The following is an 18,308-nucleotide window of genomic DNA, read 5'->3' on the forward strand; positions in this document are numbered from 1 at the left end:
TTACTGTCCTCCCTTCAATACTTTTAGCTGCACACCTGCTTGACGAATGGCTTCTTGGGCACCTGCCAACGCTGCTTTTTCACCTGACAAGACCACCACCAATTCTCCAACAGGAGTACCATCCAAAATTTCGATATTTCCATAGAGGATATTAGCCGTTACTTGGTAACGCTTGTACAATTCATTCAAAAGTGGCTCATCCGTTGAAGCCCCTGCATACTTGAGCTGCACCAAAAGGCTGTTTTCAGACAAGTGTTCCACGATTTCTTGCTTCTCGATTTTGACCATAGCTTCATCAATGCCTGTGGCTGTTGAGATAAAGTCTTGAGTCAAAGGTTGTTTAGGATCTGAGAAGATTTCAAGGACACTACCCTCCTCAATCAAATGCCCATCCTGCATAACTGCTACACGATTGGCAATATCTTTGACAATCTGCATTTCATGCGTAATCAAGACAACAGTCAAGCCTAATTTTTGGTTCAAATCTTGCAACAAGGCCAAAATCTGCTTGGTTGTCTTAGGGTCAAGGGCAGAAGTTGACTCGTCTGAAATCAAGATTTTTGGATCATTTGCCAAGGCACGCGCAATGGCCACACGCTGTTTTTGCCCTCCAGATAGTTGTGAAGGGTAGTTTTCAGCACGGTCTGCCAAGCCAACCAAGTCCAGCAACTTGGCTACTTTAGCCTTCTTTTCTTCCTTACTGAGTCCAGAGTGTTTGAGGGCAAAGGCTACATTCTCCTCTGCTGTCTTTTGGCTCATCAGGTTAAAATGCTGGAAGATCATTCCGATATCTTGACGTTTACGACGCAACTGCTCTGCCGTCAAGGTGACCTTACCATCAAAAATCACATCATCGTCAATGGTAATTTTCCCTGCAGATGGCTTTTGCAAAAGGTTAATCACCCGTACAAGGGTTGATTTCCCTGCTCCAGAATATCCAACGATTCCGTAGATATCCCCTTCTTGGATGTGAATAGTCACATCCTTGACCGCTGTGATGGTTCTCTTCTTTTGATGAAAAGTCACATCGATCTGATCTAACTTGATAATATCTCTACTCATAGCTTCTAATCAGCTCCTCTACTAATTCAATATGGGTGTAATAATCGGCGATTCGCACATTTTCATCCCCACCGTGGTCTCGACTATTGGCATTTCCTAGACCGAAGGCCACCATTGGCACCTCTAGGGCATCAAAGACCGTATGCATAGGCCCTGTCCCAGCTGTAGTCGGCAAGACTGAAACGCCCTGTGGATAGAATTTCTTGGCCAACTCGATCACATTGAGAATGGCTGGTGCGCTCATATCGCTTCGATAGCTCATCTCTCCCAAGGTATAGTATAATTCTACCTTATCAAAGCCATTTTTGTCTAGCTGTTTCCGAATTTTTTCCAGAACATCATGCGGTTCTAGGCCAGGAACCAAACGAACCTCTAGCTTAGCGCTGGCTTCTGCTGGTAAAATCGTTTTGACTCCTTGTCCTTGATAACCTGACTGAATCCCTTCGATATTAAGAGCTGGCTCAAAAAAGAAACGTTTTAGAAAGGCTACACGGTCCTCTTGTAAGAGAGGCAATTCCAAGCCATAAATCTGGCTGATTTCCCCAGGATTGCGTTGAGCATAGGCATCCACCAAGGCCAATTCTCGTTCATTTGGCTCCTGCACTTCTTCGTACAAGCCTTCAACCAAGATACGGCCATCTGCCGCACGAAGAGACTGTAGGGCTTGAAGGAGATACCATGGAGCTGACTCCACAACCCCACCATAACTAGAGTGGATATCGACATCAGCACTTTTTACCTTGGCATCAAAGGTTACAATCCCCTTATTTCCACCGGAAATTTCTAGCTGTTCCAAAGCATTTTTGGTCCCTTGTTCCCAGACCAACAAATCTGCACCACGGAGTTTATCCGCATGTTTTTCCAGATACTTATCTAGGTCTGTCGAGGCCGATTCCTCCGCTCCCTCCATGATAAAACTAATATTGACAGGCAGGTCATCGTGGTGCTGCATGTATTTTCTCAAAGCACTCAAACGAGCCGTGATATGACCCTTGTCGTCATCAACCCCACGCCCATACATGAAGCCATTGCGGACCGAAAGCGTAAAGGGATCCTCTGTCCAGACCTGATCCCCATCCGCTGGCACAGTGTCATAGTGGTTATAGAAAATCAAGGTCTTGGCATCTGGACGCGAACTCTTGAAATGCGCCATGACAAAGGGCGCTGTATAAGTCTCATCAATCTCCACTTCAGCTCCAACACGCTTGAAAATCTCACCCAGATAGTTGGCAACTTCCTTAAGTCCAACCTGTTGGGCAAAGACCGACTTCTTAGAAATCAAGGTACGCAAAACCTCAAAATAATGCTGGGCCACATGATCCTTTTCAAATTTTTCAATCTGTTCTTGTTCGCTAGGAAAAACCATATTCTCTCTACCTTTCTATGAACCTATAGTCTTCTTTACAATCCATGCTCTATACAAAAGCAAGAGGTGGAATCTTCTCTCCCACCTCCCTGTTTCTTATTACCAAACTGGTTGATCCAAACCGTCTGATGTTTCTTCGATAACTTTTTTCACTTCATCTGTATGGTAAGCTGCAACAACTTTCTTGATAGCATCAGCCTTAGGTGATGTTTCCCAATCTTTTTTCGCAACGATGATGTTGTACCATTGTTTTGAATTTTCATCAGCTTGTTCTTTGAAAAGTGCTTTCTTGTAGTCCAATTTTGCTTCTGTAACGAAGGTATTGTTTACAACGGCAGCGTCAACTGATGACAATGAACGAGCTGTTTGGCTAGCGTCCAATTCAGTGATTTTCAAGTTCTTTGGATTTTCTTTGATGTTAGCAACTGTTGCAAGGGCTGTCCCAGAAACATCCAATTTAATCAAGCCAGCTGATTGAAGCAAGTAAAGCGCACGGCTTTCGTTTGTAGCATCGTTCGGTACAGCAATTTCTCCGTTTGCTGGGATGTCTTCTACTTTAGTGTACTTATTGTCACTTCCATTCAAACCTGAGTAAAGGCGGATTGGAGAGATGTAAGTATCAGCAATCGCTACAAGGTCTTTCCCATTTTCTTTGTTCCAGTTGTTCAAGAAGTTGTAGTGTTGGAAAGCGTTCAAGTCTACTTCGCCGTCAGCAGTTGCCTTGTTTGGTTGTGAGTAGTCTGTGAACTCTGTAAATTCCAAAGTGATACCGTCTTTTTTAACCAATTCTTGGATTTTGTCCCAACGTTTTTCTTCAGAACCGCTACGGTTAACAGTTGCGATTTTGATAGTTGTTGCATTGTCTGCTTTCTTTTCTGAGTTTCCGCAAGCGACAAGAGCCAAACCTGCGACTGTAGCAAGGGCTGCTACACCAAGCCATTTTTTGATTTTCATGATTCTTTCTCCTTAAAAATAATACCGTACTAGTATCTCACAATTTGTTTGATTTCACAAATTGTTATTATGTAGTCAGATATATAGTTTAAAACTATATCCCTAAAAACTGAGAAATCACCCATCTTATTCAGAATGGATGATTTCAAGAAATTATTTAATATCAGCTTCTGCTGGTAGATAAGTGTCTCCGAAGAATTGTTTTGACAATTTTTCAAGAGTTCCGTCTTTGTAGAGCTCTTGGATACGTTTGTCTACAAATGTTTTCAACTCATCTTGACCTTTGGCAAGAAGTGGGTAAACGTAAGGTTGTTGGTCGCTTGGAAGTTCGATAACTTTCAAGTTATCCAAACCTTGGTTTTTGATAACTGTTTCAACACCGATTTTATCAAAAATCTTGTAGTCAAACTGGCCATCGCTCAAGCGTCCCATGATTTGTTGGAAGTCAGCTCTAGTATAGTTAAGGACAGTTGGATTATCTGAGTGTTGTTTGTTGTAGTCTTCTAACTGTTTAGCAGATGTTGTCCCTTGAACAACTTCTGTTGATTTTCCACCGATATCATCAAGCGATTTGATGCTAGAGTCGTCTTTTTTCACTACAAGAACGTTAGGGTTTTTAGCAGTTGGAGCTGCATAAAGGTATTTTTCAGCACGTTCTTTAGTGTAGCTGATGTTGTTAACGGCCATTTGGTAACGGTCAGCATCAAGTCCTGCAAAGACTCCTGACCATTCTGTCTTCTCAAACTTGACATCATACTTGTTAGAGTCCTTAAAGATGGCGCGAACTAGTTCAATCTCATAACCAGTCAATTCGCCATTTTCTTCATAGTTGAATGGTTTTGGTGAAGCATTGGTTGCAACGATAATTTCTTTCTTGCTAGCTGCTTCTCCTTCCTTCTTAGCACCACCTGAACAAGCCGCAAGCACACCTGCAGCAACAAGAGCAAGGGCCGCAAGAGATGAGTATTTAACGATTTTTTTCATGTCATTTCCTCCAAAATAGAATACCTTATAATCTTAACAGAAAAAGACCATTTACGCCATTATATGATATTTATCTCTGTGATAAGTTTTTTTTATGGCTAATTTAAAAGACCAAGCGCAAGACGGCAATCAAGACTACTCCAAAGAGAACTGTTCCGACTAGATTGCGGTAGCGAAAGGCTACCCAAGCGGTTGGAAAGACTGCTAAGAAGTCCAGCCATTTGATTTGAGGAAGACTACCAACCTTGCCTGTCACTACGCTTGAAAGAATCAAGGCAAAGATAATAGAAACGGGCAAGAACTTCAAAAAACGCTCAACTATCGCAGGCAGACCCTTATACTTGACCAAGATGAAGGGAATCATACGGGGAATCCAAGTCACCAAGCCAGAGAAAATAACTGCTAATAAAAGATACTTACTGACCATCTAAAACCACCCCCATTGTACAACCAAGTAGCGTCGCAAACAGAACAGCTAGTGACTGAGACACCACTGTCAAGAGCAAAAAGAAGGACACCGCAACAACCGCTAGGATAATGAGCAGATTGCGGACAGGAATCCGTCTTTGCATAATCTGGAATTGCGAAGCAAAAATTCCGATAAACATCCCAACAAGGGCAAAATCCAATCCAAAGATTTCTGGATTTGGTAGCAGGCCACCCAAAGCCGTTCCGACAACTGTTCCCACAAACCAAGCCACATAGCTGTTGAGATTGTTCCCGTGCATCCACATAGGATTGACCTTATCTGTATAGGCTAATTCGCCCATTAAAACGCCATAGGTCTCATCTGTCAAGATACTAGACATACCGATATTGTGCCAAAGACTGGTATGACGGAAATAGGTCGACGCATGCAAACTCAACAAAAAGAGACGCAAATTGATTAGAAAAACCGTCATGGCAATGGCTGCCACAGGTGCCTGCACTGCAATCAAGGCCAACATGGCAAACTGGGCGCTCCCAGCATAAACAAAGAGGCTCATCAAGCCCATCTCAACAGGCGTCACATAGGGCGCACCAATAATCCCGCAGGCAAGGCCAATACTGACATAACCAAGGGCCGTTGGCATGGCTGCCTGCGCCCCCTCCCAAAATCCTTTTTCTTTCATCTTTCTCCTCATATTGTCTTAATAAATGGGCTGAAAAGGTTCCAGCCACAGCATGGACTATTATAACACATTCAGGAAAGAGAAAAAAGTCTGCTGATTGTAGCTATCATAAAAAGACTGGCAATCCAGTCTCAAACATATATTATACAAATTCTCCGCTAAATATTTTCACTGATATTTAGTAGCATGGCAAAGGCAACTAGAAGAAATATCAGTAAAACAAAGCTAACTGCCAGAGTTCCAAAGCTAGTAGCAATGGTTACCAAAGCTATTGTAAATAAGCTCGGTAAAACAACCGTAATAGCACCGATAGAGGATTGAACTGCTCCCATTGACTCCTCAGGTATTTGTTTAAAAACGAGTTCCTGTAATCGAGGAGAGAGAATACCTGCGAAAAAAGCATCCAAGGCACTAAAGATAAGAATCCAGTCAAAACGAACTGCCACAAAGCCAACTAAAAGGAGTAATTGGATAATAAGCGAGGCATATAGGGCTAGTTTTATAGAGATTGTATTCTTCAGATAGCCACTCACAAGGCTTCCGACAATAAGAGCTGACAGCTCAAGGGTGGATAACAAGGCAAGAGATTGACCTGTTTGTAAATTCAAAAAGGGCTGATTCCTCAAAAACAGAGTAGAAACAGGAACTGTAACATTTATCACTGCTTGACTAATAGAAATAATAAACAAAACCAAGAGCACCTTATTCATATTCCATATCAATTTCGATGATTGGAGCAAATGCTGGCAAAAGGATTTTACAGAGAGTCCTTCTTGATAGCTAATCGTTTTTTCTACTTTCAAGAGGTCAGTTTTTATGAAAAGGATACCTAAAAATGCGATTAAAAAGGTAAGAGCGTTCAGCAAGGAAATAAACTGGATAGATAGAATACCTAGTAAGACTCCTCCTAGAATATTACTGATTGTTTTCGCTAAACTAACAGTTGATTGTTTAAACCCAATAGCTTCTGCCAGATGGTCTTGCCCAATAATTCTAATGAAAATCGGAGTCAGCATGGCGCCTGAAAAATAACTCAATGTGTCAGACAGGAGGTTGATCAGACAAATAAATGCTACTAATAGCAAGGAAAAGGACTGCCCTGAAAGCGATAAGGATACTATAGAGTAAAGCAAAAATTTTGCAAAACTAATGACTGTGTATTTCAAGACACGATGATGTTGAAAATCCGCCAAAACTCCCAGAAAGATTTGTAGAACTTGAGGAAGGGTTTCTGAAATCGTGATGAGTAAAATCGCCAAAGGAGCAAAAGAGGCATCTGCCACATAATTCAGGAAGGCCAGATAAAAAATCGTATCCCCAAGCGTTGAAATCCACTGGTTGATAGTTAATTGCCTAAAATCTCTATTTTGAAGAAATACTTTCATTACAACTCCTTTTTAAATTCAAATGGGAATCTTTCCCCAAGAATAGACCGCGATACTACTAACAACCAAAATTACAGTAACATCAAAAGCTGACCAATACCATTGTAGACTATATGCAGTCCAATAGGCCAATAAATGGACTTGGTTACCCTAAACAAGACTGCAAATATGAGACCGCCACCCATATATACGAAAAAGTCTGTCAAAACCCAACCGTGATTACTAATGTGCAAAATTCCAAATAATGTAGCTGAGCCAAGCACATCTAGTCCCCACTTCTTTCCTTTTTCCAGAGCAGTCATCACCAATCCACGATAAATCATGTCTTCAAAAATGGGACCTGCAATCACAGGATAGAGAAAATACATCAAAAATGCTGTAGCTCCTGTAAAAGTAGGAACATCCAGTTGATAAGAAATTTCATTTTTGGTAGGCGGGAAAAGAAAAAAGGTGACAAAATTCCAAACAACAAAAGCAAGCAAAGCTAGGAAGGAATAGAAAAGATAGGATCCTTTAAACTTTCTACTGTTGATTTGTTGCCATTTCCCCGACCAAATCATAGCAAAAAAAGCAATAAAAACGACAAGAAAATGCAACATCATATCCGACAAATAATAGGCAAAGTCGGATAAACCAGCAGCAAGATCGCTATGTAAAAGCAAACGAATGAAGAACTGGTCAGCAATGATAAGCATAACAACTACAATAAAATAGTATTTAGAAATTATCTTTTTCATATTTCATCTTTCTAATATCCAAACACCAATAAAGTAACAATGAGTAAGAAACTATTCCATGAAGCATGCAGAGCTATAGCCCAATAGATGGAGCGAGTGTAACGAAACATCATACAAAATATCAAGCCCATTCCAAAATACTTTATGAAATCTGTCGTTATCCAACCATACTGCAAAACATGCATAGCCCCAAATATGGCAGCGGAAACAAGAACATCAAGATAGTATCTTTTAACTTTAGATAAACTTGTCATCAAAAAGCCACGACAAACAACCTCTTCTGATACAGGTGCGATAATACTAGTATAAAGTATTCGCGTAACAAAATAGCTAGTTCCTGTTAAACTGGTGGCTACCTCCACGACTACACTTCCATTCTGGGTACGAGGAAAGATATAGGTTGTTAGATTTGCCCACACGAACAATAAGAAAAAAGAAAGAAGGAAAACACCCAGGTAAGACCAACGAAACTGGAAACGACCACACTCTTTCCAATGTTCACTTTTGACAAAAGCAATTGTAGCTATAGTTCCCAGAATAAGTACCAATAAAACTTGGAACACATAGTACATATTATCAGACAAAGCAACCATAAAATCTAAGCCTGATGTGACATTAAAAATGAGGTAATAAGTCAAAATCAACAATCCAGTTGCTAGGTGAAATTTCATTTCTTTCATTTTCTTCATCCTATTATCTCCTATAAGAGCCTATCTTCTACGACGACCAAACAATCCATCTGCTAAATCTATAGTCCAATCAAAAGCTCCACGATTAGGACTCATCCCTTGATTGCCCCAACCAGGGTAAATTCCTGGGACACCCCAACCAGATATACCGCCTCTTCCGCCACCTCCCATAGAATTTACGATATTTCCTCCTCTAACATCTTGCAACTCAGCTTCTGTCAATTCCATTGTTTCTGCAAATTGTAAATTTAACATCTTTTACACTCCTTCAATTATCTTCATTTGTAAACCACTTCTGCGACCTAGGATTTGCTTCAAGTGCTTTACAAGGACAGTATAACACGAAAATTAGCTTATTTTAGAAAATCGCATATTTGACATTTTTTCTTGTAGCAATTTCTTATTTGCGATTTTGGTAGATTTGATTATTTCCCTGGTATAATAAAGTTATTACTAATGAGGAGGGAAGTAATATGAAGAAACAAGTTTTAACATTATTGACGATCGTTGCTGATATTATTATCTTTTTCCCATTTCTAACTAATCGATAAGCTCTTTGTATTGCTGCAAACGCAATTCAAAAAGGGCTGTCAATTGTGGATTTTCTAATACTTGCAGAGATTGGATAAAGTGTTCAATCTCTTTTTGATTGCTTCCTTTGGTTTGAAGAAAAATCTGCATTTTCTTTAAAAACTGCCACAATACTTTTTCAAAAACATCGTATGGACGGAGCATGCGCTCCAGCTCAGCTTCAAAGATTGGAATATAAGAAAATAGCTTGCGCTCCATGAGTTCTGATATAATATTCAGAAATCCACTTTTCATATACAGTCTATTATGTACTAACTCTTTAAATTCCTTGGATTTTTCAAGTAACGAGGTTGATAAAAATATCAAATCTTGGTTGCTCAAGAAGGGCATGGTATTGCAAAAGAGATAGAGTTCAAACCAGGTCCAAGACTCAATAGCATAGAGGTAGGTGGTCAAAAATTCGCTATCCTCCTCTGCTAGCGGATAGCTTTTATCTAAGGAATGGATGGCATCTTTGATTACAATAGCATTCAAACGACGATAGGTCTCTGCCATCTGTTCTTGTTTGACCTCCTCTAATAGTTGCACTAAACCAGCTATATCTTGGTGGGCAAAGCGATCCACAACCTTTCTACCAATTTGCATATGTAGGGATTCTTGATAATTGTTGAGCTTATGACCAAACTCATCAAAATTCATATTGATCCCTTGGATGGCTAGAATCAACTTATCCGCAGATAGCATAGACTGCCCTAGCTCAAACTTTGACAACTGAGAGGCTGTTAGTCCAGCACAAGCCACATCTGACTGCTTGAGCTTTCTAGCCAAGCGCAATTCCTTGTAAAATTCCCCCAATTCCATTCTCTCAATCATCTTGTCACCTCCTAGATTTTGCATATTATATCATTATTTTTATAGTTTTGTCAAAATATTCTGACATTTAAGAGAGCAAAAAAGCCAGCCTTAAGCTGACTCCTTATTCCATCGTATCAAAAGCGAGACTTGGTTTGGCATTGAGGTCCAAGTTTGCAAAGTTTTCTTTGTTCCACTCGCTGACGCTGGCATAGGCAATCATTCCTGCATTGTCTCCGCAGAGGCGCAGAGGTGGAATGATGACCTTGACATCTGTGATTTCAGTTGCTAGGCGTTCTCTGAGACCTTTATTGGCTGCCACACCACCTGCCACGACAAGGGTTTTAACAGGGTATTTCTCCAAAGCCTTCTTGGTTTTAGCCATAAGAATATCCAAGACAGCTGCTTGGAAGGAAGCACACAAGTCCTCTGTGGACAAGCTTTCTCCCTTTTGCTCTGCATTGTGGTGAAGATTGATAAAGGCAGATTTCAAACCTGAGAATGAAAACTCCAGATTATCTTCCTTAATCATGGCACGAGGAAAATCATAAATATCCTGCCCCTGATGAGCTAGCTCGTCAATCTCACGACCGGCAGGATAGGTCAAGCCCATGACACGGCCGACCTTATCATAGGCCTCACCAACCGCGTCATCTCGCGTTTCCCCAACAATCTTGTAGTCACCAGCCTCCGAAACATAAACCAACTCTGTGTGTCCACCGCTGACCAAGAGGGCTAGCAAGGGAAACTCCAAAGGCTCCACGCTCTGAGCTGCCATGAGGTGACCAGCCATGTGGTTAACAGGGATAAGTGGAAGTCCATGTGCCCAAGCAAAAGCCTTAGCAGCTGACAAACCAACTAGTAAGGCTCCGACCAAGCCCGGTCCATAGGTAACCGCAACAGCTGTCACGTCGTTTTCAGTAATTCCTGCTTCTGCTAGCGCCTCCTCGATACAGGCTGTAATGACCTCGACATGGTGACGACTGGCTACTTCCGGCACGACGCCCCCAAAACGTTTGTGACTCTCAATTTGACTAGCAATGACATTGGACAAGAGCTCATCGTCGTTTTTCAAAACGGCGACACTGGTCTCATCACAGGATGTCTCAAATGCTAAAATATATCTATCCTTCATCTATTTCTCTCTTCATGATGATGGCGTCCTCGACTGGATCATGGTAGTAGGCCTTGCGCTCAGCGATGACCGCCATCTTTTCTTTCTTGTAAAATGCTTGCGCTCGTTGATTTGACTTTCTGACTTCGAGGAAAATCTCCTTATCTGTCGGCAATTGAGAAAACAAGGCTGACGCAATTCCCTGACCCTGATAGGCTCCTTTAACAGCGATTTGCAAGACTTCTGCCTCAAAAAGATTCTCCTGAACAGCTAGAAAGCCAATCACTTCTGCCCCATCATAAGCTAGAGCATACCAAGTCTGGTCTTGGGACAAATCTGCTTGAATTTGTTCTAGCGTCCAAAGACTGACTGGGTAAACAGCTGCCATAACAGCGTAGATGGCTTGAGCCAGATCAGGTTGCTGTTGAGTTCGTTTGATTTCTATCATAGGCGTTTAATGTAAGACTCGCCAGATTCGGTGTGGTTCTTGAGCCAGTTTTCCTCAGCCTCGACACGCTTGAGGTAGTTAGGCACAAAATCATGCAAGGAGTCTGCTTCCTTGTCCCAAGCCAAAAGAGCAAGATTGGCTGCATTTGGTAAGGTTTCTTTGTAATTAGTCCTTGGCAAGTGTTCTTGAATCTGCTCAACAAAGGGGCCAACTTCTCCAACAAAGGTTACTTGACTAGCACCCTTGATTAGCTCAAGCACTCGCTCAAAAGGCAGGTGTGCTTCTGGCATGACAGGTTTGGCATTTTCATAAAATCCTGCGTAAACATTGTTGCGACGCGCATCCATCAAAGGAACGAACAAACCTTCTTGTTGGTAGGGCACCAGAGCCAAGAGGCTAGACATACCAACTAACTCAATGTTCAGAGTATGAGCCAAAGTCTTGGCAGTTGCGACCGCAATTCGCAAGCCTGTGTAGCTACCTGGCCCCTCTGCCACCACGATTCGGTCCAAATCCTTGGGCGTCCAGTCCAAACTCTCCATCAAAAAATCAATGGCTGGCATGAGGGTAATACTGTGATTTTTCTTGATATTAATCGTCGTCTCGGCAAGAACCTGCTTGTCCTCTAAAATAGCGAGAGAAAGAGCCTTGCTGGACGTATCAAAAGCTAATACTTTCATAACACATTCCTATCTTTTTGTCTGCTTACTATTATACTACAAAAGCTGGCACATGGGAATTTTCTTTATCCCCAAACAAAAATGCCCCAGCATAAGCAGGGCATCTAAGCATTTAATCCAAAGTAAAATACAAACCAAACGACATAGGTCACGAGGAGGAGAAAAAGCGAGTAGAGAGTCACAAAGGTCATTTTCCACAAGAACTTGGTTTGTCGTCGTTCCATTTTGGCAAATAGAAGATTCCCTCCATAAACGCAAGCAACAAAAACAATAAAAGCTACCAAGCGAGCTCCGATAGCAAAAGCAAATAAGTTATACATAGGGCAACCTCCTTGACTTAAAATCTATATGGAATTATGACAAGCAATAAATTTCACTTCCGTTATCAATATAACACATTTTCTTTGTTTTTGCAAGCGCTTACCAAGGAAATCGTCCTGTGACTTTCTCGTTTCTGTCTTTTACTAATCTTTCATTTTGTGGTATAATTGAAATAATTGTAACGAATCAAGGTCAATCTAGACACAAAATGGAATGAAATCAAGCAAATCTATGCTAAAAGTTTGGAATAAGCTGACCTGTAAATAGAAAGGAACTATATGATTTACAAAGTTTTTTATCAAGAAACAAAAGAACGTAGCCCACGCCGTGAAACAACACGCGCACTTTACCTAGACATCGATGCCAGCTCAGAACTTGAGGGCCGTATCGCTGCTCGCCAACTTGTCGAAGAAAATCGCCCAGAGTACAACATCGAGTATATCGAACGCTTGTCTGACAAATTGCTAGATTACGAAAAAGAAACTGGCGCCTTCGAAATTACGGAGTTCTAATATGGCCTATACTCTTAAACCTGAAGAAGTCGGCGTTTTTGCCATCGGTGGTCTGGGAGAAATCGGGAAAAACACATACGGAATTGAATACCAAGACGAGATTATCATCGTCGATGCTGGGATTAAATTCCCAGAAGATGACTTGCTGGGTATCGACTATGTCATTCCTGACTACTCTTACATCGTAGACAACATCGACCGCGTCAAGGCTGTTTTGATTACCCACGGACACGAGGACCACATCGGTGGGATTCCATTCCTGCTCAAGCAAGCAAATGTCCCTATCTATGCTGGACCGCTTGCCTTGGCTTTGATTCGTGGGAAACTCGAAGAACACGGCCTCTTGCGCAACGCCAAACTTTACGAAATCAACCACAATACTGAGTTGACCTTTAAAAATCTCAAGGCAACTTTCTTTAGAACCACTCACTCTATTCCAGAGCCTTTGGGAATTGTCATTCATACTCCTCAAGGGAAAATCGTCTGTACGGGGGACTTTAAGTTTGACTTTACTCCAGTTGGTGAACCAGCAGACTTGCACCGTATGGCGGCTCTTGGTGAAGAAGGCGTGCTCTGTCTTCTCTCGGACTCGACAAATGCAGAAGTGCCAACCTTTACCAACTCTGAAAAAGTCGTTGGCCAGTCCATTATGAAGATTATACAAGGCATCGAAGGACGTATCATCTTTGCATCCTTTGCCTCAAATATCTTCCGTCTCCAGCAAGCAACAGAAGCTGCTGTTAAGACTGGACGTAAGATTGCGGTCTTTGGCCGTTCTATGGAAAAGGCTATTGTCAACGGAATTGAGCTTGGTTACATCAAAGCTCCTAAGGGAACCTTTATCGAGCCAAATGAAATCAAAGACTACCCTGCAGGCGAGATTCTCATCCTCTGTACAGGTAGTCAGGGCGAGCCAATGGCAGCCCTCTCTCGTATCGCCAACGGAACCCACCGTCAGGTGCAACTTCAACCAGGTGATACCGTTATCTTCTCTTCTAGCCCAATCCCTGGAAACACGACTAGCGTCAACAAGCTGATTAACATCATTTCTGAAGCTGGTGTCGAAGTTATCCACGGTAAGGTTAACAATATCCATACATCTGGACACGGTGGTCAGCAAGAGCAAAAACTCATGCTCCGCTTGATTAAGCCAAAATACTTCATGCCTGTCCACGGTGAATACCGCATGCAAAAAGTCCACGCTGGACTAGCGGTAGATACTGGTGTTGAGAAGGACAATATCTTTATCATGAGCAATGGTGATGTGCTTGCCCTCACTGCTGACTCAGCTCGTATAGCAGGTCATTTCAACGCCCAAGATATCTATGTCGATGGAAATCGTATCGGTGAAATCGGCGCAGCTGTCCTCAAAGATCGTCGTGATCTATCTGAAGACGGTGTCGTTCTGGCAGTCGCAACTGTTGACTTCAAATCGCAGATGATTCTGTCTGGACCAGACATCCTCAGTCGAGGCTTTGTCTACATGAGAGAGTCTGGCGACTTGATTCGCCAAAGCCAACGCATCCTCTTCAATGCCATTCGTATCGCACTGAAAAATAAGGATGCTAGCGTGCAATCTGTCAATGGTGCCATTGTCAACGCTATTCGCCCCTTCCTTTATGAAAATACAGAACGTGAACCGATTATCATCCCTATGATCCTCACACCAGATGAAGAATAAAGCAAGAAAACAGCCCCGAAAACGGAGCTGTTTTTCTCTATGCTTTCTTTTGAGATTGAAACTCAATAAAAATCGAAATCAGACTAGAAGGCTAGGCGAAAGCATAACTTGAGTTAGCTCCCATAGTTCGGGGAACTATGGGAGGCTGGAGATGAATCAAAGCCAAGCTTTGAACTCATTCGTAAGAAGCCGACGACGTATCATTTTGATTTTTGAAGAGTTTTAGAAATACTACGATTTTTACCTTCCAAATACACCATCAAAATAGAAATATCTGCTGGGTTTACTCCCGAAATACGGCTGGCTTGGCCGATGGTTTCTGGATTGATGAGTTTAAACTTCTGGCGGGCTTCGGTTGCGATAGAGTCAATGTCATCCCAGTCGATATTAGCTGGAATGCGTTTTTCTTCCATGCGTTTCATCTTGGCAACCTGATCCATAGCTTTTGAGATGTAACCCTCGTATTTGATTTCTGTTTCAATCAATTCGATAATCTTGTCATCCAAGTCCTCTGCAGCTGGTCCGATGAAGGCTACCACATCTTGGTAAGAAACTTCTGGACGGCGAAGGAATTCCTTGGCTGTCACCGCATCTGTCAACGGCTTGAAGCCCATCTCCTCAACCTTGGCATTGGTTTCCTTGACTGGCTTGAGTTTGATGCTGTCTAGGCGCTTCATCTCATTTTCAAATTGATTTTTCTTGATTTCAAAACGATCCCAGCGTTCATCGTCCACAAGTCCAATCTCGCGTCCCATCTCAGTCAAACGCATATCAGCATTGTCATGGCGGAGAATGAGACGGTACTCAGCACGACTTGTCAAGAGACGATAGGGTTCAATGGTTCCCTTGGTCACCAAGTCATCAATCATCACCCCGATATAACCGTCACTGCGCTTCAAAATCAATTCAGGCTTGCCTTGGACTTTCAAAGCCGCATTGATACCCGCGATAATCCCTTGGCCAGCAGCTTCTTCATAACCTGATGTTCCATTTGTCTGACCAGCAGTGAAAAGTCCGGAGATTTTCTTGGTTTCCAGAGTCGCACGCAACTGATGAGGCAAGACCATATCATACTCAATGGCATAACCTGTCCGCATCATCTCTGCATTTTCCAAACCTTTGATGGAATGAACCAAGTCACGCTGGACATCCTCAGGCAGACTGGTTGAAAGTCCTTGAACATAGACTTCCTCAGTATTGCGCCCTTCTGGCTCAAGGAAGAGTTGGTGGCGTTCCTTGTCCGCAAAGCGTACAATCTTGTCTTCAATCGACGGACAGTAACGAGGTCCCACTCCCTTGACCACACCTGTGAACATAGGCGCACGGTGGAGGTTGTTTTGGATAATCTCATGACTGGTACCATTGGTATAGGTCAACCAGCATGGCACTTGGTCCTTGACATAATCCTCATCACGCGAGGTATAAGAGAAGTGGTTTGGTGCTTCATCTCCTGGCTGAATCTCTGTCACATCGTAGTTGATAGAGGAAGCCTTGACACGTGGAGGGGTTCCCGTCTTGAAACGACCGATTTCGAGGCCCAGTTCCTTGAGATTGTCAGCTAGGTTAATCGAAGCTAGGCTGTGGTTAGGACCTGATGAATACTTAAGGTCTCCAATGATAATTTCCCCACGGAGGGCTGTTCCTGTCGTCACGATAACAGCCTTGGCAGCATACTCTTGATGGGTAGCTGTACGCACACCGACAACCTTGCCATCTTCCACCAAAATCTCATCAATCATGGTTTGACGAAGGGTCAGATTTTCTTGATTTTCAACTGTCTTGCGCATCTCCTTAGAGTAAAGCTCCTTGTCAGCCTGCGCACGAAGGGCACGAACAGCTGGCCCCTTACCTGTGTTGAGCATCTTCATCTGGATGTAAGTCTTGTCAATGGTCTTAGCCATCTCGCCACCGAGGGCATCAACTTCACGCACGACAATTCCCTTGGCAGAACCACCGATAGAGGGATTACAAGGCATGAAAGCCAGCATTTCAATGTTGATAGTCGCAAGCAAGACCTTACAGCCCATACGGCTAGCAGCTAAGGAAGCCTCGACCCCAGCGTGTCCCGCACCGATTACAATAATATCGTATTCTTCAGTAAAATTATAAGTCATGTTTCTCTCCTATTCCTCAAGATGGATGTGTCTTAGTTGGCCGTCCCAATCTGGTAGGGCCGTTTTTAAAAAGGCTGGAACTAGATTGATACCCTTAAGCTGGTCTAAGTCAATCCACTCACAGGGCTGCCTTTTATCATCTTCCTGCATGGTCAATGGGGCATCTTCAAGCAAATCCACCAGATAATGAAACTCGATATTGTGATAGGAAACACCGTCTTGTTCAAAACGATTTTCAACTACGAAAGCTAGCTGTCCAGCTTGAGCTTTGACACCTAGTTCTTCCTTCACTTCACGGACTACCGCGTCTTCCGTGCTTTCATTGACTTGAATCGCACCTCCAATTGTGTAATACTTGCCCTTATCTTTGGTAACTAGGAGCTTGCGATTTTGGACAATCAAAGCTGTCGCCCGAACACCAAAAACCGTATTGTCTACTTTTGTCCGAAAGTCTTGTTGAGTCATTCTTGTCCTTTCCCTTAAACGATACAAAAACAGTCAAAACTCCAAAGAAGTGCAGGACAAAAAAGCCTGCAACATCCATGAGCTTTGACCATCATTTCTATTGCTTTTATTATTGTAGCAAATTGAGAAAATTTGTCAATCTAAATGTACTGACAAACTTGTCCATCACGGTAAGCATTGTCAATCAAACCGCCACCTAGACACTCTTCGCCATCGTAAAAGACAACTGCCTGTCCTGGTGTGATGGCGCGTTGCGGTTCTGCAAAGATGACCTCTGCCTTATCTCCTTTGACATGGACGGTCACCTTCGAATCAGGTTGACGGTAGCGGAATTTAGCCGTACATTCTAGCGTAAACTCCTCTGGCATATCACGAGTAAAGTGGACTTGGCTAGCCTCTAGGCTGGTTGACATGAGCGAATCATGGTAGAAACCTTGGCCTACATAGAGAATATTCTTGCTTAGGTCTTTTCCGACAACGAACCAAGGGGCATTGTCACCACCGTGTTGTCCACCGATACCGAGACCGCCACGCTGACCGATTGTATAATACATAAGTCCTGCATGCTCGCCCATATCGCGTCCATCCACTGTCATCATACGACCAGGTTGAGCTGGCAGGTAGTTGCTGAGGAAGTTTTTAAAGTTCTTTTCTCCGATAAAGCAAATCCCTGTCGAATCTTTCTTCTTAGCAGTCGCAAGTCCTGCTTCTTCTGCTAGTCTGCGAACTTCAGGCTTTTCCAAATGCCCCAGAGGGAACATGGTTTTTTGAAGTTGTTCTTGCGAAAGTTGGCTGAGGAAATAGGTCTGATCCTTGCCATTGTCCACGCCACGCAGCATGTGAACAGTACCATCTTCATCACGCGCCACTCGAGCATAATGCCCAGTCGCTACATAGTCTGCCCCCAAGGTCATGGCATAGTCCAAAAAGGCTTTGAACTTGATTTCCTTGTTGCACATAACGTCTGGATTTGGCGTGCGCCCTGCACGGTATTCCGCTAGGAAATACTTAAAAACGCGGTCCCAATACTCTTTTTCAAAATTGACAGAGTAGTAGGGAATGCCGATCTGGTCTGCTACCGCAGCCACATCCTTGTAATCTTCGGTCGCCGTACAGACGCCGTTTTCATCTGTGTCATCCCAGTTCTTCATGAAGATACCGATCACATCGTAGCCCTGCTCCTTGAGCAAAAGAGCCGTCACCGACGAATCAACACCACCACTCATCCCCACGACAACACGTGTTTTAGAGTTATCACTCATGGTAAGTCTCCCATCTATTCGTTTATTCACGATTGAAGG

The 18,308-nt window shown here is 42.9% G+C and carries 20 protein-coding genes; 2 read left to right on the top strand and 18 right to left on the bottom strand.

Translation table 11 applies throughout. The annotated features are described in order from the left end of the window. The 15 genes from SK608_RS09505 to SK608_RS09575 all read right to left on the bottom strand — a co-directional run bounded on the left by SK608_RS09505 (position 1) and on the right by SK608_RS09575 (position 12,234). Positions 1-1,062 (bottom strand): methionine ABC transporter ATP-binding protein, encoded by a 1,062-nt coding sequence (locus SK608_RS09505; protein ID WP_000085667.1) that lies wholly within the window; start codon positions 1,060-1,062, stop codon positions 1-3. Further along, positions 1,055-2,428, bottom strand: coding sequence for a M20 family metallopeptidase (locus SK608_RS09510; RefSeq protein WP_033678570.1), 1,374 nt, complete (start codon positions 2,426-2,428; stop codon positions 1,055-1,057). The genes SK608_RS09505 and SK608_RS09510 overlap by 8 nt, the downstream gene beginning before the upstream one ends. Positions 2,429-2,527: 99 nt before the next feature. After that, positions 2,528-3,382: a MetQ/NlpA family ABC transporter substrate-binding protein gene (locus tag SK608_RS09515; RefSeq protein WP_033678572.1), complete on the bottom strand. Its 855-nt coding sequence runs from the start codon at positions 3,380-3,382 to the stop codon at positions 2,528-2,530. A gap of 153 nt (positions 3,383-3,535) precedes the next feature. Beyond that, positions 3,536-4,366 carry an amino acid ABC transporter substrate-binding protein gene (locus SK608_RS09520; protein WP_033678575.1) on the bottom strand — a complete coding sequence of 277 codons (831 nt, stop codon included), beginning with the start codon at positions 4,364-4,366 and terminating at the stop codon, positions 3,536-3,538. Positions 4,367-4,469: 103 nt separating this feature from the next. Next, on the bottom strand, positions 4,470-4,793 hold the full coding sequence (locus SK608_RS09525) for an AzlD domain-containing protein (protein ID WP_000253936.1): 324 nt from the start codon (positions 4,791-4,793) through the stop codon (positions 4,470-4,472). After that, the gene (locus tag SK608_RS09530; RefSeq protein WP_082242508.1) at positions 4,783-5,478 is read right to left on the bottom strand and encodes an AzlC family ABC transporter permease; all 696 of its coding nucleotides are present in this window, start codon (positions 5,476-5,478) and stop codon (positions 4,783-4,785) included. The genes SK608_RS09525 and SK608_RS09530 overlap by 11 nt, the downstream gene beginning before the upstream one ends. A gap of 158 nt (positions 5,479-5,636) precedes the next feature. Next, positions 5,637-6,863, bottom strand: a complete 1,227-nt coding sequence (locus SK608_RS09535) for an MFS transporter (RefSeq protein WP_033678580.1) — start codon at positions 6,861-6,863, stop codon at positions 5,637-5,639. A gap of 71 nt (positions 6,864-6,934) precedes the next feature. Continuing rightward, on the bottom strand, positions 6,935-7,600 hold the full coding sequence (locus SK608_RS09540) for a CPBP family intramembrane glutamic endopeptidase (RefSeq protein ID WP_033678582.1): 666 nt from the start codon (positions 7,598-7,600) through the stop codon (positions 6,935-6,937). A gap of 11 nt (positions 7,601-7,611) precedes the next feature. Next, positions 7,612-8,289, bottom strand: a complete 678-nt coding sequence (locus SK608_RS09545; RefSeq protein ID WP_023945162.1) for a CPBP family intramembrane glutamic endopeptidase — start codon at positions 8,287-8,289, stop codon at positions 7,612-7,614. A 21-nt stretch (positions 8,290-8,310) separates the two neighbouring features. Continuing rightward, entirely contained in the window at positions 8,311-8,544 is a 234-nt protein-coding gene (locus SK608_RS09550) for a hypothetical protein (protein WP_000933478.1), read from the bottom strand. A gap of 285 nt (positions 8,545-8,829) precedes the next feature. Beyond that, entirely contained in the window at positions 8,830-9,693 is an 864-nt protein-coding gene (locus tag SK608_RS09555) for an XRE/MutR family transcriptional regulator (protein ID WP_033678589.1), read from the bottom strand. A 103-nt stretch (positions 9,694-9,796) separates the two neighbouring features. After that, positions 9,797-10,807, bottom strand: a complete 1,011-nt coding sequence (gene tsaD, locus SK608_RS09560) for a tRNA (adenosine(37)-N6)-threonylcarbamoyltransferase complex transferase subunit TsaD (protein ID WP_033678591.1) — start codon at positions 10,805-10,807, stop codon at positions 9,797-9,799. After that, the gene (gene rimI / locus SK608_RS09565; protein ID WP_033678596.1) at positions 10,797-11,234 is read right to left on the bottom strand and encodes a ribosomal protein S18-alanine N-acetyltransferase; all 438 of its coding nucleotides are present in this window, start codon (positions 11,232-11,234) and stop codon (positions 10,797-10,799) included. The genes tsaD and rimI overlap by 11 nt, the downstream gene beginning before the upstream one ends. Beyond that, positions 11,231-11,914, bottom strand: coding sequence for a tRNA (adenosine(37)-N6)-threonylcarbamoyltransferase complex dimerization subunit type 1 TsaB (tsaB, locus tag SK608_RS09570; protein WP_033678600.1), 684 nt, complete (start codon positions 11,912-11,914; stop codon positions 11,231-11,233). Before tsaB ends, rimI begins: the two co-directional genes overlap by 4 nt. 104 nt (positions 11,915-12,018) lie before the next feature. After that, on the bottom strand, positions 12,019-12,234 hold the full coding sequence (locus SK608_RS09575; RefSeq protein ID WP_033678603.1) for a hypothetical protein: 216 nt from the start codon (positions 12,232-12,234) through the stop codon (positions 12,019-12,021). Positions 12,235-12,513: 279 nt separating this feature from the next. Here SK608_RS09575 and SK608_RS09580 point away from each other — a divergent pair, with 279 nt between their 5' ends. Further along, on the top strand, positions 12,514-12,747 hold the full coding sequence (locus SK608_RS09580) for a DNA-dependent RNA polymerase subunit epsilon (protein WP_000639575.1): 234 nt from the start codon (positions 12,514-12,516) through the stop codon (positions 12,745-12,747). Position 12,748: 1 nt separating this feature from the next. After that, positions 12,749-14,428 (top strand): ribonuclease J1, encoded by a 1,680-nt coding sequence (rnjA, locus tag SK608_RS09585; RefSeq protein ID WP_004263010.1) that lies wholly within the window; start codon positions 12,749-12,751, stop codon positions 14,426-14,428. A gap of 200 nt (positions 14,429-14,628) precedes the next feature. On the opposite strand, the gene mnmG is transcribed toward rnjA, so the two are convergent. From mnmG to mnmA, 3 genes are all read right to left on the bottom strand, one after another. Then, positions 14,629-16,542: a tRNA uridine-5-carboxymethylaminomethyl(34) synthesis enzyme MnmG gene (mnmG, locus tag SK608_RS09590; RefSeq protein ID WP_033678607.1), complete on the bottom strand. Its 1,914-nt coding sequence runs from the start codon at positions 16,540-16,542 to the stop codon at positions 14,629-14,631. Positions 16,543-16,551: 9 nt separating this feature from the next. Further along, positions 16,552-17,007: an NUDIX hydrolase gene (locus tag SK608_RS09595; protein WP_033678609.1), complete on the bottom strand. Its 456-nt coding sequence runs from the start codon at positions 17,005-17,007 to the stop codon at positions 16,552-16,554. Positions 17,008-17,147: 140 nt separating this feature from the next. Next, positions 17,148-18,269, bottom strand: coding sequence for a tRNA 2-thiouridine(34) synthase MnmA (gene mnmA, locus SK608_RS09600; protein ID WP_033678611.1), 1,122 nt, complete (start codon positions 18,267-18,269; stop codon positions 17,148-17,150). Positions 18,270-18,308: the final 39 nt, after the last annotated feature.

Origin of the sequence: Streptococcus mitis subsp. hohhotensis, from assembly GCF_000722775.1 — a bacterium.
Taxonomy (GTDB): Bacteria; Bacillota; Bacilli; order Lactobacillales; family Streptococcaceae; genus Streptococcus; species Streptococcus carlssonii.

Excerpts from the sequence above, each read along its gene's own strand:
- SK608_RS09505 (WP_000085667.1), bottom strand. The coding sequence starts at position 1,062 with ATGAGTAGAGATATTATCAAGTTAGATCAGATCGATGTGACTTTTCAT.
- SK608_RS09510 (WP_033678570.1), bottom strand. The coding sequence starts at position 2,428 with ATGGTTTTTCCTAGCGAACAAGAACAGATTGAAAAATTTGAAAAGGAT.
- SK608_RS09515 (WP_033678572.1), bottom strand. The coding sequence starts at position 3,382 with ATGAAAATCAAAAAATGGCTTGGTGTAGCAGCCCTTGCTACAGTCGCA.
- SK608_RS09520 (WP_033678575.1), bottom strand. The coding sequence starts at position 4,366 with ATGAAAAAAATCGTTAAATACTCATCTCTTGCGGCCCTTGCTCTTGTT.
- SK608_RS09525 (WP_000253936.1), bottom strand. The coding sequence starts at position 4,793 with ATGGTCAGTAAGTATCTTTTATTAGCAGTTATTTTCTCTGGCTTGGTG.
- SK608_RS09530 (WP_082242508.1), bottom strand. The coding sequence starts at position 5,478 with ATGAAAGAAAAAGGATTTTGGGAGGGGGCGCAGGCAGCCATGCCAACG.
- SK608_RS09535 (WP_033678580.1), bottom strand. The coding sequence starts at position 6,863 with ATGAAAGTATTTCTTCAAAATAGAGATTTTAGGCAATTAACTATCAAC.
- SK608_RS09540 (WP_033678582.1), bottom strand. The coding sequence starts at position 7,600 with ATGAAAAAGATAATTTCTAAATACTATTTTATTGTAGTTGTTATGCTT.
- SK608_RS09545 (WP_023945162.1), bottom strand. The coding sequence starts at position 8,289 with ATGAAGAAAATGAAAGAAATGAAATTTCACCTAGCAACTGGATTGTTG.
- SK608_RS09550 (WP_000933478.1), bottom strand. The coding sequence starts at position 8,544 with ATGTTAAATTTACAATTTGCAGAAACAATGGAATTGACAGAAGCTGAG.
- SK608_RS09555 (WP_033678589.1), bottom strand. The coding sequence starts at position 9,693 with ATGATTGAGAGAATGGAATTGGGGGAATTTTACAAGGAATTGCGCTTG.
- tsaD (WP_033678591.1), bottom strand. The coding sequence starts at position 10,807 with ATGAAGGATAGATATATTTTAGCATTTGAGACATCCTGTGATGAGACC.
- rimI (WP_033678596.1), bottom strand. The coding sequence starts at position 11,234 with ATGATAGAAATCAAACGAACTCAACAGCAACCTGATCTGGCTCAAGCC.
- tsaB (WP_033678600.1), bottom strand. The coding sequence starts at position 11,914 with ATGAAAGTATTAGCTTTTGATACGTCCAGCAAGGCTCTTTCTCTCGCT.
- SK608_RS09575 (WP_033678603.1), bottom strand. The coding sequence starts at position 12,234 with ATGTATAACTTATTTGCTTTTGCTATCGGAGCTCGCTTGGTAGCTTTT.
- SK608_RS09580 (WP_000639575.1), top strand. The coding sequence starts at position 12,514 with ATGATTTACAAAGTTTTTTATCAAGAAACAAAAGAACGTAGCCCACGC.
- rnjA (WP_004263010.1), top strand. The coding sequence starts at position 12,749 with ATGGCCTATACTCTTAAACCTGAAGAAGTCGGCGTTTTTGCCATCGGT.
- mnmG (WP_033678607.1), bottom strand. The coding sequence starts at position 16,542 with ATGACTTATAATTTTACTGAAGAATACGATATTATTGTAATCGGTGCG.
- SK608_RS09595 (WP_033678609.1), bottom strand. The coding sequence starts at position 17,007 with ATGACTCAACAAGACTTTCGGACAAAAGTAGACAATACGGTTTTTGGT.
- mnmA (WP_033678611.1), bottom strand. The coding sequence starts at position 18,269 with ATGAGTGATAACTCTAAAACACGTGTTGTCGTGGGGATGAGTGGTGGT.